The 17922-nt window shown below is 37.5% G+C and carries 13 protein-coding genes; 2 read left to right on the top strand and 11 right to left on the bottom strand.

The features are described 5' to 3' along the window. Positions 1–89: 89 nt before the first annotated feature. The 7 genes from purN to EFD62_RS04515 form a co-directional block, all read right to left on the bottom strand. Complete coding sequence (gene purN, locus EFD62_RS04485; protein ID WP_069193314.1) at positions 90–719, bottom strand: phosphoribosylglycinamide formyltransferase; 630 nt, start codon at positions 717–719, stop codon at positions 90–92. Further along, positions 713–1735 carry a phosphoribosylformylglycinamidine cyclo-ligase gene (purM, locus tag EFD62_RS04490; protein WP_069193313.1) on the bottom strand — a complete coding sequence of 341 codons (1023 nt, stop codon included), beginning with the start codon at positions 1733–1735 and terminating at the stop codon, positions 713–715. The genes purN and purM overlap by 7 nt, the downstream gene beginning before the upstream one ends. A gap of 61 nt (positions 1736–1796) precedes the next feature. Continuing rightward, positions 1797–3266, bottom strand: coding sequence for an amidophosphoribosyltransferase (purF, locus tag EFD62_RS04495; RefSeq protein WP_069193312.1), 1470 nt, complete (start codon positions 3264–3266; stop codon positions 1797–1799). A gap of 38 nt (positions 3267–3304) precedes the next feature. Further along, complete coding sequence (gene purE / locus EFD62_RS04500; RefSeq protein WP_128705796.1) at positions 3305–3826, bottom strand: 5-(carboxyamino)imidazole ribonucleotide mutase; 522 nt, start codon at positions 3824–3826, stop codon at positions 3305–3307. 151 nt (positions 3827–3977) lie between these two features. After that, positions 3978–5375 (bottom strand): NCS2 family permease, encoded by a 1398-nt coding sequence (locus tag EFD62_RS04505; protein WP_128705797.1) that lies wholly within the window; start codon positions 5373–5375, stop codon positions 3978–3980. Positions 5376–5721: 346 nt separating this feature from the next. After that, positions 5722–6732, bottom strand: a complete 1011-nt coding sequence (locus EFD62_RS04510) for an AEC family transporter (RefSeq protein WP_069193309.1) — start codon at positions 6730–6732, stop codon at positions 5722–5724. Positions 6733–7020: 288 nt separating this feature from the next. Next, positions 7021–9603 carry a PEP/pyruvate-binding domain-containing protein gene (locus tag EFD62_RS04515; protein WP_069193308.1) on the bottom strand — a complete coding sequence of 861 codons (2583 nt, stop codon included), beginning with the start codon at positions 9601–9603 and terminating at the stop codon, positions 7021–7023. A 309-nt stretch (positions 9604–9912) separates the two neighbouring features. On the opposite strand from EFD62_RS04515, the gene EFD62_RS04520 reads away from it, so the two are divergent. Both EFD62_RS04520 and EFD62_RS18305 read left to right on the top strand, forming a co-directional pair. After that, positions 9913–10218 carry a YmaF family protein gene (locus tag EFD62_RS04520; RefSeq protein WP_268919940.1) on the top strand — a complete coding sequence of 102 codons (306 nt, stop codon included), beginning with the start codon at positions 9913–9915 and terminating at the stop codon, positions 10216–10218. Between the two features lie 13 nt (positions 10219–10231). Further along, positions 10232–10393, top strand: a complete 162-nt coding sequence (locus EFD62_RS18305; RefSeq protein ID WP_128705798.1) for an ATP-binding protein — start codon at positions 10232–10234, stop codon at positions 10391–10393. Positions 10394–10520: 127 nt separating this feature from the next. Here the strand turns inward: EFD62_RS18305 and EFD62_RS04530 are convergent, their stop codons facing one another. From EFD62_RS04530 to EFD62_RS04550, 4 genes are all read right to left on the bottom strand, one after another. Beyond that, positions 10521–10706, bottom strand: coding sequence for a hypothetical protein (locus EFD62_RS04530; RefSeq protein ID WP_069193306.1), 186 nt, complete (start codon positions 10704–10706; stop codon positions 10521–10523). Positions 10707–11644: 938 nt separating this feature from the next. Then, complete coding sequence (locus EFD62_RS04540; protein ID WP_456236576.1) at positions 11645–11998, bottom strand: CDI toxin immunity protein; 354 nt, start codon at positions 11996–11998, stop codon at positions 11645–11647. A gap of 242 nt (positions 11999–12240) precedes the next feature. Continuing rightward, entirely contained in the window at positions 12241–14508 is a 2268-nt protein-coding gene (locus EFD62_RS04545; protein ID WP_128705799.1) for a beta-glucosidase family protein, read from the bottom strand. A gap of 198 nt (positions 14509–14706) precedes the next feature. After that, positions 14707–17862, bottom strand: a complete 3156-nt coding sequence (locus EFD62_RS04550; RefSeq protein WP_128705800.1) for a cellulose binding domain-containing protein — start codon at positions 17860–17862, stop codon at positions 14707–14709. Positions 17863–17922: the final 60 nt, after the last annotated feature.

Consider the following 17922-nt stretch of genomic DNA (forward strand, 5'->3'; position numbering starts at 1 on the left):
TCACTCCTTTTTTTATTCTATAACAAAATTATTTTTATATTAATATCGTTTACCTATCGTTATTTCACTTATATTAGTTTTCCAAAAACTTACTTATCCTTAATCCTGACCCTTCTTCCCTCAATCTCAAGCCTTCCTTCAGCAAAAAGCTTTATGGCCTCAGGAAGAATATCCCACTCTGCTTCTTCCATTACCCTCTTTTGAAGAGTTTCCGGAGTATCATCGTCTTTTATGTATACAGCTTTCTGCAAAATAATCGGTCCGCTGTCGGCCTCGAGCTCAACAAAATGAACAGTAGCCCCAGTCACCTTGACCCCGTATTCCAGTGCTTTCTCATGAGGAATTATACCGTAATAGCCTTTGCCGCAAAAAGCGGGTATCAAAGACGGATGAATATTAATTATCCTGTTTTCGAATCGCTTTACAAAGTTCTCTCCCAGTATGGACAAGAATCCCGCCATCACAACAAGCCCTACATCACAGCTCTCAAAATGCTCTATCAGCGCTTCCCCATATTCATGCAGTGAAGCATAGTTCTTTCTGGCAATGCAAACTGCAGGAATGCTATGATTTTTTGCTCTTTCCAAAGCATATACATTTGCCTTGCTCGATACAACGGTAACAATCGAGCAGTCCTTTATAAAGCCACTTTCAATCTTATCAATAATTGCCTGCAGATTGGTTCCTCCCCCGGAAACCAGTACACCTATTCTCAGCATAGTTCAAGCCCTGCCTTATCCGATACAATTTCTCCAATTATATAGGCTTGCTCTTTATCTTTGTTCAAATAATCCACAATACTGTTTGCAATTTCAGCGTCCACAGCAATTACCATACCTATTCCCATATTAAAGGTGTTGTACATATCGATTTCCTCAAGGTTGCCAAGATCCTGCAAAAGGTTGAATATCGGAAGCACCGGCCAAGTGCCCCTAAATATCTTAACTCCCAGCCCTTGAGGCAACATTCTTGGTATATTCTCAATAAATCCTCCACCTGTAATATGGGATATTCCTTTAAGCTCAAACCTTTCTTTTAAATCAAGGATTGTCTTAACGTACAATTTTGTAGGCTTTATAATCTCTTCACCTATAGTGGTTCCAAGCATCTTAACCTCTTCTGAAAGCTTCTTGGGATTTGGTGCCAAAATTCTCCTTACCAAAGAGTACCCGTTGCTGTGGATACCTGATGACGCAAGGCCTATCAGCTTGTCTCCCGACTTAATTTTTTTACCGTCTATAATCTTCGCTTTATCCACTATTCCAACAGCAAATCCAGCCAAATCATACTCATCCTCAGGATAGAATCCAGGCATTTCTGCCGTCTCCCCACCTATTAATGCACATCCTGCTTCAACACATCCATCGGCCACACCTTTTACAATTTGAGCGACCTTTTCAGGACGATTTTTACCAAGAGCAATATAATCGAGGAAAAACAGCGGCTCTGCACCACTGCACACAACATCATTTACGCACATAGCCACACAATCAATACCAATGGTATCATGTTTGTCCATCAAGAAAGCAATTTTCAGTTTTGTGCCCACTCCATCAGTACCCGATACAAGAACAGGTTCCGAATATTTATCCTTGTTTAAGCTGAATAATCCACCAAAGCCTCCTATATCAGTAAGCACCTCAGGCCTGAATGTCCTTTTCACATCATCCTTCATAAGCCTGACGGCTTCATAACCTGCTTCAACATCAACACCCGCATCTTTATACGTAGTCATCAAAGTACCTCCTAATTACAAATAAAATAATTATATAATAAATTTTAGCAATTAACAAATACTATCCGCAGCAAAACTTATTGGCATCCTCAGGCACTTCCATCGGATATCTGCCAGTGAAGCATCCGGTACAAAAACCGCATTTTGCTCCAACAGGTGTTTTTAAGAGCCCTTCAAGACTTAAATAGCCTAGACTGTCTGCACCTGTCATCGCTCTAATCTCCTCAATGGAGCATTCTGCTGCAATAAGCTGGGATCTGCTCGATGTGTCCACCCCAAAAAAACATGGGTATACATAAGGCGGAGAGCTAATTCTCATATGAACTTCTTTCGCACCAGCTTCCCTCAAAATCTGAACGAGTCTCTTACTGGTAGTACCTCTAACTATTGAGTCATCTATCATAACAACTCTTTTCCCACTAACAGCTTCCTTCAAGGCATTAAGCTTAATCCTTACACCGTTTTCTCTTTGACCTTGCTCCGGTTGAATAAAGGTCCTTCCGATATACCTATTTTTAATAAGTCCCAAATTATAAGGTATTCCCGACTCCATGGAGTAACCCAATGCTGCAGATATTCCCGAATCCGGAACTCCAAAAACAAGATCTGCTTCTACAGGATGCTCCTGAGCAAGCCTTCTTCCAGCCTCAATTCTTGCCCTGTGAACACTAACTCCCTCAATATAACTGTCCGGTCTTGCAAAATAAATATACTCAAAAATACACAGCGCCGACTCTTTATGAGCTTCTGTTTGAATTGCAGTCATGCCGCTTTCTTCAATAACAATTATCTCTCCCGGATTTACATCTCTTACATATTCAGCATCTATCGCATCAAGAGCACAAGTCTCTGAAGCAAGGATATAGGAATCATCTATACGACCAATGCAAAGAGGTCTTATACCATGAGGGTCTCTGATTCCGATAAGTTTATTTGGCGTAAGAATAACCAACGAATAAGCGCCTTTTATCTCTCGCATCGTCTTTATAATTGCCTCTTCAATATTTTTACTGGACAATCTGAACCTTGAAATCAAATTCAAAACTACCTCGGAATCAATTGTTGACTGAAATATTATACCTTCTTCTTCCAACTTTTCTCTGATTTTTGGCACATTCACAAGGTTGCCGTTGTGCGCCATAGCCATCTGGCCATCCTTGTATTTTATAACCATAGGCTGAGAATTTTCTCTACTGCTTGCACCGGTAGTTGAATATCTCACATGTCCTATTGCAATCTTTCCTTTGAGACTATTGAGAATTTTTTCATTAAAAATCTCGGGAACAAGTCCCATATCCTTATGAAAAAGCAGTTGTCCGTTATTGTTGACAGCAATCCCTGCACTTTCCTGTCCTCTGTGCTGAAGCGCATACAGAGCATAATAAGTCAAGCGTGCACTATCCAAATTGCTTTTATTGTAAATGCCGAAAACCCCACACTCCTCTTTTGGCTTGTCAAATGCAAACTTGTCTTCGGTCAAAAATACATCTTGTACATTATTAAAATGCTTTTCCCTTTCCATGCCAAACATAATTAATCTCCTTATTGTATAATTAATAAAATGAATTGTTATAGACTCTTTATCTTTTCTTGAAGTGCTTCGTTCTTCTCTCCAACCTTCTTTTCCAGCTGCTTCTTATATTCCTTCATCTTATCCCTGAGTTCGTTATAAGCGGTTGATAATATCTGAACCGCAAGCAGAGCCGCATTTTCTGCCCCATCAATAGCAACTGTAGCTACGGGAATTCCCGATGGCATTTGAACTATAGAAAGTAATGAATCCAGCCCATCTAATGTAGATGATTTAATGGGTACACCGATAACCGGAAGAGGCGTAAATGCTGCCAGAACTCCCGGCAAATGAGCAGCCTTTCCTGCACCAGCTATTATAACATCAAAACCGTTCTCTTCAGCACCCTTGGCAAATTCCGCCGCTTTATCAGGTGTCCTGTGAGCCGAACATACTATTGCGGAAACTTCAACATCAAACTGCTTTAAAACCTTGATACAGTCATTTAAAACTGAAAAGTCAGAATCGCTTCCCATCACGAGAGCTACTTTTGGTTTTTTTTCAACTTTTGTCATAGCCATAGTTCAACCTCCATGAAAATTTTATATTGTATTTTCTATATTTGATATATTGTTAACATAATATATTCTTACATAATTATCGTGTCCCAAAATTAGCCAGTAGAAAACATAAAAGTCTGGCCCCATGGGACCAAACTTTTATGTTCACTATTTAGAAACCTAAAGCTCCAAACACAAAATTCAGTACAAAAAGCAGTACTACTATATAAAGGATTGGATGCACCTCTTTTGCTTTACCCTTTACAATTTTTGTTATTACGTAGAATGTGAAACCGGCTGCAACTCCATTTGAAATGCTATAAGTAAAAGGCATAATAACAACTGTGAAAAACGCCGAAACCGCCTCTTCAAAATCTTCCCACTTTATCTTTGCAAGAGACTCCATCATTAAAATACCTACCACAATAAGCGCGGGAGCGGTTGCGGCAGCTGTTACCATACCGGCAATCGGCGATACGAACAACGCTAGGAAGAAGAATAATGCAGTGAAAACTGATGTGAGACCGGTTCTTCCCCCTACACTAATTCCTGCAGCACTTTCAACATAGGTGGTAGTATTGCTTGTACCTAAAAGTGCTCCTATGGATGTAGCTGTTGAATCTGCAAATAAGGCCTTGTCCAGTCTTGACTTAAAACCTTTTCCTGCATGAAGAGCTTTTTCATCCTCTTCGTCAAAAATCCCGGTCTTTCTGCCCGTTCCAAGGAAGGTTCCTATCGTATCAAAGGTATCCGATAGGCTGAAGGCAAGTATTGTTGCCAAAACCGTTAGTATCTTGCTTGGTTCACTAAAGAGCCCTGCCAAATCAAGCTTTAAGAAAGTGCTTGACATCGATGGCGGCAAAAAGCTTGATGCCGATAGCTCCGGAACAGGAGTTATTCCCATAAACAATCCAACGATAGTGGTTGATATTATTCCCCAAAGTATTGCTCCCTTGACTTTTAAAAGCATTAAAACAACCGTGATTACAAGTCCGATCAATGCCAATTGAGTCACCGGGTCGGTGAAGTTTGCAAGAGCCGGAACAATATCCCCTGAAATTACATTTCCATTGGGCAGTGTAGTATAAGTACCGCTGCTAACCGTAAAATCCAGTAAATGTGCCTGTTTGATTCCTATGTATGTTATAAACAGGCCTATTCCACCGCTTATCGCATACTGAAGTGTTTCCGGTATTGCTTTTATAAGCATCTTTCTGACTCTAGTGACAGTAATAAGTATATTTATTAATCCGCAAATAAATACTAACGCTAGAGCCTGTTGCCAAGTGAATCCCTGTCCTAAAACAACGGTGTACGCAAAAAATGCATTTAGTCCCATACCAGGTGCCTGAGCATATGGTACATTTGCTACCAATCCCATTATCAATGTACCGATTATTGCTGCAAGTATTGTCGCAACAAACACAGCACCTTTATCCATCCCTGCAGCCTCTAGGGTATTGGGATTGACAAAAATAACGTATGCCATTGTCACGAAAGTAGTTAGACCTGCTATAAATTCTGTCCTGACATTTGTGCCGTTTTCCTTAAGCTTAAAAAACTTTTCCATAAAACCCCTCCATCCTTTCGGATTTATAAACGTTTGAAATAAAAATAGGCTGGCAGAACCAGCCTTCCAAACCGATACAACAAAACGATGCCATTAACCGCCAAAACTTCTGCTTCTTAATTGAAACAATATTATTATATCACGCAAATATAATTTTAAGTCGATAAATAGAAAACTTTGATGTTTACACGAAGTCTTTGCTCAAAGCAAACCTGCTTTTCACATAAATAATACTATCAAAACAAAGTACAGGTTGTCAATGAAAGTTATCAAAAATTACGAACATTATTTTAAGTTTTTGAGGTTAATATTCGTTTTTTTATGAAATTATAGGTTTACAATAAATCTATCCAATCGCAGTTAGCAAATAGACTACAAAAGGCATTGTTACAATTCCCAATATTGTAGTGATAAAAACGTTTTCCGTTGCAAATCTGTAGTCCGAGCCGTACTGCTCCGCCAATGCAGGAACAATTGTAGCACATGGCATGGAAAGCTGCAGAATAATTACTGCTTTCACAAGAGGATCTACAAAATCTATAAAAGAAAACAGGAATAAAGCAATGCATGGAACTAAAATAAGTTTAAATAGGGCTAAAATAAATATAGGGTATCTCTTCAATAAATCCTTTGCACTGCTGATTTTCGTCTCTGACAATATCAGACCTATAAAAAGCATTGATAAAGGAACTGTAGCTTCACCAATAGGAATAAATGCACTGGATATAAAGCCGCCTATATCATAAACGAATGGAATACTGTCTATAAAACCCTTGAAATTCGACTTTATTAGCATAATAATAAGGCCTGATGCAAAGGCTATGGTATTGGCATTTATAAGGTGCTTTAAATTCTCCTTCACACTCACCTTGTTATGCCTGTTTACAAGAAAAATTCCTAAAGTCCACAAAATAGCATCATTTGCCAGGTTGTAAAATACGGCATAGATTAAAATGCCGTCTCCATATAGTGATCTTAAAAGGGGAAAGGCTAGGTAAATTACATTTCCAAACATAAAATGCATTTTGAATACATTCTCAGTTGCTCCTTTAAGACCCAATATCTTACCCGTAAAATGCCCTATAACAAAGGAAAACATTATAAATACTACTCCCAACAGGAATATCAACATTCCGTTTATCAGAATGTCTTTCGTAAAATTACGACCTGCCAGAGTCGTGAAGATAAGAAGCGGTGCTGTAAGCTTTATAACTGTCCTTGAAAGCACTGTTCCCGAGTTGTCGGGAAGATAACGGGTTTTGCCCGCAATGAACCCTATAAGTGCCATAATTACTAAAATAGAAATTTGATTGACTAAAGTCTGTATTTGCTCTGTAAGGCTTTGAATTTCGATCATTTTTAAGACTCCCACAAATTATTATCAGACTGCAATGAGATACACAGTTTTTATGATAAGCCGTATCCCTTCAGTTGTATCGACGTTTTTTCAGCAGTTTGACCGACTGATATAATACCACATTAATAGCACCTTTTCAATAATTAATTCATTCCCCCGTTGTGTCTTGCCATATATTCCTAAGCACATTTTGGCTTTTATATGAATTCATCCTCTTTTCCGAAAATCAAATCCAAAAAGTTCCCCAAGAATTATTTCAAAGGAACTAAAATTAACATCATGCGGCGGTTAAGAGCTTATACCGCAAATAACAGTTCTTTTCTTAAAATCGGCATAAAGATTTAGTGATTTTGAAGCATCAAATTCATATACTTTGATAATATCTTCGTATGCTTCAGCATCAGGAGCAATGTCCTTTAAAACTGAAACATCACTTTTGAAAAACTCCTTATTAAATATTTCAGTACCGCTTTGTTCGGTATCCATTACTGCCACATAAAACATTTCTGTCTCAACTATATCTTGAAACATATGACTGCCATAAGATAATTCAGGAACAAATCCAATTTCCGTATCCGCATATTCGCATAAGATTTTGAAATTGGATATATCGGAAAACACAACCGGGACACCCAAATCAGGCGATGAAGTACCGATTCGTCCCGGACTTACAAGCATAAGTTTCTTATCCTTCCTCTCATAGTATTTGTTAATCTTAGACACTATACTGCATATAGAACTTTTCTGATTATAAGGATAGGAATAATATTTTTTAGAATCAATCCACACAACTACATCAACATTTAACTCTGCAGAATTCCCCATAAAGGTCTGATTTACTTTAAACAGAGTTTTATCTTCTTCAATATTTGGAATTTCCCGATTGATAGCATTCTGCCATACAAACATAGGTCTGCACTGAAGAATATTTACGTTAAACGCTCCGTCCTTTCTAAAATTAATTGTGTATTCTGTGTCTACGGGATTTCCATAACGCTCCTCAAGAGTGGACAGGATATCTTTCATCATCTTCATAAGCTCTTTCTTCTTAACAATCTCATCACACGAAACAAAAAGAATATTCCTTCGCTGCCCTCTTTCATAAAACATTCTCTCAGTATCATAATCATGCTCACAGATAAGTTTCAAATACCAATCCGGAAGTTCCGGAATCAAATCATTTACAGAAACATCCCTTACTTCATTTTTCTCCAGATCTATAACATCTATTTTTCGCTGTGAAAAGCGATGCTTGTCTTTTGAATTAGTCAAAGTGGTGCTTTCAGGAATATCCAAGTTTACCAGTCTGGGATAATCGATACCCGTCCTATCAACTGCCTTTGTACCTAAACCTGCAACCAAACGTAAAAGTCCCGCATCTGCACTAAGTTCATCACTCCAGCGGTACATACTGTAAGAAAAACCCACCCCTGCAGCACAAGGCATATAATATTTATCAAATTTCGTTCCGCTGACGCGCTGTACCAAAATAGCCATTTGCTCGTCCATTTTATCCAATCCCCGCTGTTTGCGGTATTCCAAAGCAGACTTATCCATTGTACTTGCATATACCCTACGCACTGCATTTTCAAAATGCAACAGCCTTTCTTCCGGGCTACACGCATTTACACAGAAGACCGACTCATATTTTCCTGCAAAGGCATTTCCAAATCCGTCTTCAAGGAAACTACTGGAACGTACGATGATAGGAATTTGCCCGAAATAGTTCAACATTCTTCTAAATTGGGCTCGAATTGACTCAGGAAATTTACCGTTTAATATCGCATTTCTTAATTCCTCTGCCTTGTCAAAATAGTGCTCATCACTACGCTGTAAAATACGCAGTTTCCAAAGTTTATTTTCAACAATATATGAATAATAAATGTCTGTCCCAATATAATAGGAATCTTGAGGCTCCAAATACTTTACATACTGAGGTAAGTAATTTGCAACCATTTTCCTTGCCAAAAGCATACCGCAGGCCTTTCCTCCAATTGTTCCGGTCCCGATCATTCTTTCTTTGACATAAAAGTAGTCCTCCGGACTAAATTCCCTCCTTATCAAAGCAGCCATTTTATGATCGTGGGTCATCATACTACGGGTTATTTTATTAAGAGTCCAGTCTGTAATTTCACCCCTGTAATATGATTCCTTGGCCGCTCTAAAAAACCTGTCATAACTGTCAATATTCTGCTCTGCATGCTCCATTTGCTCATTATGAATTAGGTTGTAGTAATCAGCCAAGTCCACACTATTAGTCAGGGATTCCAATTGGTTATCGTCATTTAGCCTGTAAGGCAAATACATATCCGGCAAATAGCGGTTCCATACTTTTATAGGATGTATAAATGTATCTTTTTCATCCGAATGCACATCGATGAATAATTGAGTTGTCTCCTGAATTCGGGCAATTGTTGCAAAATCGTGATGTCCTCTTAATACCGGAAACCACGCCACAGTATCAAGTTCAAACAAATAGGGACAGGTTACACAAAAGAAATTTCCCATCATCAAGTCTGTAGACCAGGCAACCTGCAAGTCAGAGAGAGAGTCAAATACATAAAAGGCTTCTGTTCCTTCATTTTTGATTATATTATGAACTTCAACCGTAAAGGCCTCAAAACCATGATTGGCATTTAGCTGATAGATTTTAAGACCTTCCCTGTATTCCAATAAAGGTTCATGGTTGGAAAACCGAATATAAATGATATTTCTTTTATCTTCTATAGATTGATTTACAAAGGGATGTACTATTCTTTTAAAATCATTCAAACAAGTTACCTGAATAACCACATTGTCTCCAAGTCTGATGTTGTCAAGGGCCTTATCCAAACTCGGTATACCTGATTTAATCCTTTCAAAAGCCGGCATATCTTCCACCAGTATAGTTTATTTAACTATATTTATTCCTTTCTTCAAGTATATTATCAAACGGGCCAAAAGCAATTTCAAAAAGCAGGTTATTTTATATGTATATTTATTATAACATTTTATTTAAATTTATTATTATATAATGCTTAGAACAAGCACCAAAAAACCTCATAAAAAATTCAAGTTTGCCTCTCCTCTCGCTCGCTTGACAAGAATAGGTGTTAACTTAAGAGTATTTAACCGTCTAAATTTCACATTAAAATACAATATTGCAGAAGTAGCAACCTTTGCATAGTTAACATAATATGTATTGAGGTGATTATTATGCAAAATAGATTGCACAGTCATAGATTCGTGGGAAGAACTACTCTTAATGATGGTCATATTCATGAATATTCAGGTACAACCAGTGCAAATCCCGATACTCCTGGTCACATACATTACATGGTTGGTCAAACCACCTTCGAAGATGGCCATATACACCGTTATAGTTTACGAACAGGTCCCAGTATACCCGTTAACGGCGGACACACACATTATTACTATGCTGCAACCTCTTTTGAGGATGGTCATATTCACTATTTGTATGGATATACAAATATCTATGATCAATAGCGTGGCTTAAAACTTGATTATTTTTGAGGTATTCAAAATTATATACTCAAAATATGAAAACGGAAATATTGTCCTTATGAACAATAAATATTTGGGAAATCGTGATAAACTTATGAACGACATAGTAATAACAACAGCAATACTGGACAGACTTTTCATCATGCATATATCATAGAAAGTTATAGACTAAAAGGTGGCGTGAGGATTGTCCCTCCTGCAGATATTCCGGTATTGGATAGGACAATAGATAACTCATAAACAAGGTCTGAAAGCGTTTTAACATGCCTTCAGACCATTAATTATCATAGAAGATCTGTATTTACAGACTTTTCTTCATACACGCCTGCTACCAGAAGTTCTTGAATGCTGTCTTTAAAAATATCATTTAAGTATGCACTTACATCTGTGACACTTTGAAAATTTATCCTTTGCAGTGCGTCTTCTGTAAAGCATACATCTATACCTATGAATTCGGATTCACCAGTCAATTTGCGACCTATCTTGCCTACAGCAACAGTTATTACAGCATCCTTTCATATCTTCCTCAAGTCAATCTCTCTTGAGTAGAATCAAATAAGGTATCATCTACAATAAGAGCATTTACTCGATTATCATCTGTCAGCTTGGTAATTGTCTCGTTAATAATCTTGCGCTGACCTAAGTAGTAAATGGAATCCAGTTTATGTGGATGGAGTTAGTAAACCTGTAAGCCGTATCTTTTCCGAAGCCAACTTGATTTGTACCCATGAGCATGTTCATATACGTCGATCGATTGGTAAAAATCAGGCTGACATACCAAGAATGAAGCTCTCATGCTATTTTTATTGGCAATAATTATTGATTTCCAAGGTACAGGTGTACTATTACAAGTGCAAAGTTTTAGTTACTTATTTAATTATGCATATGCAATTTTATTTATTTAGAATATACTTATACCAATATACAGGAATTGCAAAAATATTAAAGAGCCATAAACATAATACTCAAGCCATTTTATATGGCATAGTTAAACGATTGTTATTAGTAAAAGAATGAATTATATATACAATCATCAACACCAATTCAGTTATAACTGAAACAAACGTCAACAACAATCCTAGAACAACATAAATTCTATATTCCACAGGAATTATAGAATCTGGTTCAACTTTTGTTGTAATATATAACGAGATTATTGTGACCAAAATAATAAAAACAGATGGAAATATATTTATGATACCATATATAATCCGTTTCACCACTCACGCCCCCTAACAATTTACTGATAAACATTATATAATTTATGTTCAAATTTCAATTAATCTGTCAATAATATATAATCAATTAAAGGTTATTATTATATTCAGTAACCTTGTTATCCAAAATTATGTAAGCATCAAATATTTTATCACATAGTATAAAAATTGAAAAGATGGCACAATCGCGATTAATACGTTGATCCACATATCCACGTATCAAAGCCAACAGCAGTAACATCATGTATATTTTCTAATACCTTATTCAACTTAGTTTCTACTACAGGCAAAGTTGCTTCATTCCACAATATCAAAACATTATCATTTATATCCAATAGATTACTTTTCAGTATTTCTAAAATTCTGTAAATATCATTTATTCTATACTTGTTGTTAACTTTACCCCAACCAACCCTGTTCCATATGATTCTAGCTACGCAAATCATTGGAAAACAACTTTCAAATTGAGTGAAGATTTTTGTAGTATCATCTTCAGATAATACCTTTGCATCTTTACCTAGTGCTTCTAAGCATTCTTCAAAAATAGCTTCGTCAAGATATTTTCCTTCAACCCAGAACGGATGTTATTGAGTAGTTTTTATCTCTTCATCTCCAACCTCAATATCTTTTATCTGCCTTGAATCATCCTTAACCGTAACTAGTGTGTCTTCCGTAAAGCAAAATCCCTCTACCGTTCAATCTCTCCTATAATAAACTTCTGTGCCCATACTAAAGGGTAATGCAGACTGTCTTATACACAGCCCACATTACCCTTTATTTTTGCTGTTTAATCTATGCCATTTATTTTATTAAGCAACTCATCCAGCATCTCTTCGCTCAATCTTCCCTGAGACGAGTTTGGAAGTGCACGCAAAGGCGTAGCCTTTACATTAGCAACCATCATATCATGAGTATTATTCATATCTATTCCCAATGTATCAGTTATTCCTTTAAGTATCGGACTAAAAATAACAGCCGCCGAAGGATCAGCCATTACATCTTCAACCGTGGAACTATCAGTGAATCTTTTTCTTAACTTCACTGTTGAATTTACCCTCACCGATTCTTTGAGAACTATGTCTCTTGAGGACTTTCCAATTAATATCAAGAACTCTCCGCTTTCAACATGCCAATCCTTGATTTGAGTATTGTAATACGCAAAAGCTCTCTTATCCAGGGTAAACGTAACAATCTTTTCTTCTCCCGGATTAAGAAAAATCTTCTGAAATCCTTTTAGCTCCTTCTCAGGTCTTAGAACGCTACTTTTTACATCCTTTACATAAAGCTGTACTACTTCCTTTCCGGCCACCTCTCCGGTATTCTTAACTTTTACGCTGACATTTATGACATTATTATCGGAAACATCCTTTTTATCCACCGATATCTCGCTGTATTCGAATTGAGTATAGCTCAATCCATGACCGAAGGGGAACAATGGCTCAATTCCCTTTGTATCGTAATACCTATATCCGACAAAGATGTTTTCTTTATATTCAACCCTGTCATCTTCCCCGGGAAAATTCAAATAAGACGGATTGTGACTTAATTTTATTGGAAAAGTCTCTGCAAGCTTTCCCGATGGATTAACTTCACCGAATAGTATATCTGCCAATGCGCCTCCTAGTGCCTGACCTCCAAGATAAGCTTCAAGTATAGCTTTTACCTTATCAACCCACGGCATTTCAATTGGTGATCCGTTGAGCAATACCACAACAGTATTGGTTTGAACCTCAGCCACTGCTTCTATCAGCCTATTTTGATTTTTCGGCATATCCATATGAGTTCTGTCGAATCCTTCGGATTCATATTCATCCGGTAGACCTGCAAATATTACCGCAACGTCTGAGCCCGAAGCCGCTTTTTTAGCCTCGTTTATCAATCCTTCATCAATATCGTCGTTCCCCAGTCTGTACCCTTCCGAATATATGATGCTTGTCCCATCACCGCCAGTCTTTTTTATCTCTTCATAAATATCATCAAGTCTTGTTGGTGTAATATGAGAACTACCTGCACCCTGATATCTGGGATTTTTTACAAAAGCTCCTATCAAAGCTATAGTTCCCTTCTTTTTAAGAGGAAGTGTATTGTCCTCATTCTTAAGGAGCACCATTGACTCCCCTGCAACTTTCCTTGCCAGTCTGTGATGGGCATCTTTGTCATAGTCCGCGTTTTCCTTCTTATTGTCAATGGCCTTAAAAATAACTTTCAAAATTCTTTCTACAGCTCTATCCAGAATATTTTCGGATAACTTTCCACTTCTTACAGCCTCAACTATTTTTCTATCTGTAATTCCAAAACTAGAAGGCATTTCTAGTTCAAGTCCGGCATCCAATCCTTTAACTCTATCGTTTACCGCTCCCCAATCCGATACCACAAAACCCTCATGCATCCATTCATTCTTTATGATATCCGTTAGGAGATATCTATTTTCCGAACAGTACTCTCCGTTGAGTTTGTTGTATGCACACATAACCATCCATGGCTGCGCCTTTTTTACGGCATTTTCAAAACTTGCAAAATATATTTCCCTTAATGTTCTTTCATCCACAACTGCATTGACGGTCATTCTCCTGTGCTCCTGATTGTTTGCCGCAAAATGCTTAAGAGATGTCCCAACCCCTTGGCTCTGTACACCCTTTATGTGGCTTGAGGCCATCTCCGACGAAAGATAAGGATCTTCAGAAAAATATTCAAAATTTCTCCCGCATAAAGGTGAGCGTTTTATGTTTGCACCAGGGCCAAGCAGTATTGAAACATTCTGGGCCTGACATTCTTCTCCTAATGCAACACCTACTTTTTCCAATAGTTCCCTATCCCATGAACATGCCAAACCAGCGGCAGACGGAAAGCATGTTGCAGGAATACTGTTGTTGATGTCAACCATATCTGCATCTTCCCTCTGTTTTCTCAATCCGTGGGGACCATCGGTCATCATTATTGATGGAATGCCCAGCCTTTCAACAGGCTTAGTGCACCAAGCATCAAGCCCCGAACATAACCCAGCCTTCTCCTCCAGGGTCATCTGCTTTATTATTTTTTTAATGTCCCTTGTCATTTTTCTCCTCCTCATTTTTTTTGCGTTTATATGTGAATTAGTTAGACAAAAAATTGTTTGCTAGTAAAGTATTAGTATTTAATACTAGTATTATATTACCACCAACTATAGGCAATACAAACAATAAAAACTCCTTTCCAATAAAAAGGCTGGTTTCCCAAAGTGGAAACCAACCGCAAGTTTTCTTGCAACGGCATATCAGTTTATATCAACTGTCATTGTAACATTTACCGTCATGTCATCAAAGTGTTTGTCAATACTCTTTGATTGACTGTTGCCTCCACTATCAATGTAATCTATATTGTATCTTATCTTGGAATCCGCCCCATCAAATATTATTGTACCCGGTTTCAAGAATTTTACTTTTATTTTGAAATTGTCAATATTAAAACTATAACCTGTGCCAGTATATGTAAGCGGAATGTTATTTATCACACCAGTAATCTTTGTCCTGGTTATTCCGTCTATCAGAACACTTTGAGTGCTCATCCCGTCAGGAACCTCTACCACCAACACTCCTGCAGGAAGAATCTCTTGATACAAGACATTATTAAGTATAACATCATAGTATATCTTCAAACGTATGCTGTCGAAAATATCTATAAGTTCCATAAAATTGTCTGCCCTGTAATAATGCTTGCCGGTAGCTTCTACTACTTTCGCTCCGCTTACTGCTGCAATATCCTCCAACACAGTACCTATACTTTCCTCAGAAAAATCTATAAACATGAGATTTATACCGCTTGAGGTAATGAGTTTCCCAATATCCTTTGCATAATCTGACGAACTGTAGGACACATCATCAGCTTTTATGTAATCAGCTTTTCCGTTCTCTGTCTTAGGCTCACTTGTTATATCGCTAATACCCGTCCATCGATTCGGTGCGGAGCCTGTAAGGACAACAATATACTTTGCAGACGAACTTTCTGTTGAATTATTAAGAATATGATATGCCCTTCTCATGGCATCTCCCATATTGCTAAAACCTGTAGTTCCGGGTACGATTTTATCAATTTTATCCTTTAGAATAGTTGCATTGTCGCTCAAAGATAAATCATACTGCGTAAAGTGATTATCATTTGCAGAGTCGGAATATTTAATAATGGACACTTTTGTTTGAGAACCTGCAAACTTATCTACAAAGCTCTTTGCAGCATCTTTTACCATTTTCAAATGACTGGAGTTCTCCATATACTTCTCTTCAATAGTATTAAATTGTCCCTCTGTATGATTTACCTTAAGACCACTACCATTAAATTTAAGTTCGTTTCCTGCAATAGCCCCGTTAATGGTATTGTTATCACCTGTAAAGATAATTTTTCCGGAGTTAGGGTTCCCAGGGGCTCCAGGTGCATAAGCTATCCCGTTTATAGTAGAGTCCTTCGTCTGGCACTCTATATTGCCATTTATGGAGTAAACATACAACTTGTCTTTTGGCCCTTTGGGCTTTAAATTTTCTCCCTGTATAATTATATTTCCTTTAGCAACAATAAATCCATCGTTGACGTTATTGGTTTCTGTCAATGATATTAGAACATCTCCATTGAAATACATGGAAGAGTTTATGACAAGTTTACCCATTCCGAATATTTCAAAACGATTGGCAAATAGGTTATAAGTTATAAAAACATCTTTCTGCCCCGGCATTGGATAAGGAAACCAACTGGGGGGATAATCCTCGGGGTTGAAAACCATAGAATTCTTCAATGCATCAGCAAGCAGTTCTGTATGAAAATATGGCATCTCTATCGGAATAGTAATATTTTTAAACGTTTTAATATCTACTTTTTTACTTGTAATATCAAAGCTAGCAGCAGAACAAGTTTGCGAAATTTTTATCGTCTCAGCTGTGGATGTAAATAAATTATTTGTATGTACACTTCCATTAATTGTAGCATTATTTCCCTGTATAGTTAAATCACGGTTTGAATATATTCCAAAGTCTAAGGGCGATAATATATCATGCACATAGGAGTTTAATGCCCCTGAGTTATCCAATATTAGCACTACTTCTTTCTCCGTGTCTATTGTGCCTGCTACAGAGATTTCACCGCCTTGGGACAATAATATATCGCCTTCTTCTCCAAGTTCTGCTTCAATTATAGAATTCCTTGAAGCAGTAATACCAACTCCCAAAGGATCATCTGTCCCTCCAGGTGATGGTGGGGTCAGAGGAGCAGCAATCTCCTTTATGTCTACATTATCAAGAATGATGTCATGGGGCTGATTTGCCGTTGTGCCCACTTTCCCCATTTCAAACACAATAGCTGCAGTAATATCTTTCGAGCTGCTTATCGCAAATTCACAGGTATAAGTTTTCATATGTGAATCAATTCCTACAACACTGCCAGAATATTCAATGAGACTATTTGTGGCATCCTGTACCGATACCCTTATATCCCTTGGAATTGTCGACTTTGCGTCAAAAGTAAGCCTATAAGTTTTAGAATTTTTAAGTTCAACTCCTGTATGCTTTAATTGAATAGTCCAATTGTTCGATCCAACATTTTTAATAGCAGTTTTCGACCTTTTATTACCCGAGGGCTCAGTATGAACCAGATTGTTGGCATTTGCACCGGATACATTGTCAAAATAAAAACTCCAAAATGCCATTCCGTCTTCAAAATCTCCATTTGGAACCGCTTGATCCATCCAATTTGTAGGAGTCACTAAATCTGAAGGTGTAGGTGTAACTTCAGGGGTCGTGCTAGGTGAAGGTGTTATGGTAGGTATTGGACTCATTTGCGGAGTCGGTGTCACCGGCGAAGGAGTAGAAATCAACTCTACCGGCTCTTTCCCACTAAAAAGAACCCCGTTCAAATATCCTGTAACCTTGTCCCATTCTGCAAAATTAATGTTTTTCTTACAGAAAGAATAATCGTTGGTTTGGGTAAAAACCTGATTGTAGCCGGATTGATAGACTCTCGCTCTTACTAATGCATATGTATCTGGAGCAAGACTTCCTGCTGCAGTGTTAAATCCGAATTCTATATATTTGTTTGCATCGGATGAATTGGTATCTTTTATGGTATATGTAATACAGCTATTAATTCCACTGCCGCTATTTTCAGCATAATCGATAAAAACGCTTATTGGCGATACCCCGTCATCAGTAAAATAATACCTCAACTTAATGTCCGAAAGGGCAACTGTTGAAGAGCCTGTGTTGATGACCTTGAAATTTGTACACAAAGCACCAACAGAATCACCAACATCTCCATTATAAAATTCTACTCTAATTCCTTCAGAACTTGCATAGACATCCCCACCGATAACAGTTGCTGATATGATTTGCATTAGAAAACAAACTATAAGAAGCAATGTACTTTCTTTATATAATAATCTTTTTATCATATTACATCCTTCCTCCTTCATTATTACGTTGATAGGTGCGAAGCAATTTTGTGTAGATTA

Source organism: Acetivibrio mesophilus, from assembly GCF_004102745.1.
In the GTDB taxonomy this organism is placed as follows: Bacteria; Bacillota; Clostridia; order Acetivibrionales; family Acetivibrionaceae; genus Hungateiclostridium; species Hungateiclostridium mesophilum.

Bases quoted from the DNA above. Each gene is read 5' to 3' on its own strand.
- purN (WP_069193314.1), bottom strand. From the start codon at position 719: ATGCTGAGAATAGGTGTACTGGTTTCCGGGGGAGGAACCAATCTGCAG.
- purM (WP_069193313.1), bottom strand. From the start codon at position 1,735: ATGACTACGTATAAAGATGCGGGTGTTGATGTTGAAGCAGGTTATGAA.
- purF (WP_069193312.1), bottom strand. From the start codon at position 3,266: ATGTTTGGCATGGAAAGGGAAAAGCATTTTAATAATGTACAAGATGTA.
- purE (WP_128705796.1), bottom strand. From the start codon at position 3,826: ATGGCTATGACAAAAGTTGAAAAAAAACCAAAAGTAGCTCTCGTGATG.
- EFD62_RS04505 (WP_128705797.1), bottom strand. From the start codon at position 5,375: ATGGAAAAGTTTTTTAAGCTTAAGGAAAACGGCACAAATGTCAGGACA.
- EFD62_RS04510 (WP_069193309.1), bottom strand. From the start codon at position 6,732: ATGATCGAAATTCAAAGCCTTACAGAGCAAATACAGACTTTAGTCAAT.
- EFD62_RS04515 (WP_069193308.1), bottom strand. From the start codon at position 9,603: ATGCCGGCTTTTGAAAGGATTAAATCAGGTATACCGAGTTTGGATAAG.
- EFD62_RS04545 (WP_128705799.1), bottom strand. From the start codon at position 14,508: ATGACAAGGGACATTAAAAAAATAATAAAGCAGATGACCCTGGAGGAG.
- EFD62_RS04550 (WP_128705800.1), bottom strand. From the start codon at position 17,862: ATGATAAAAAGATTATTATATAAAGAAAGTACATTGCTTCTTATAGTT.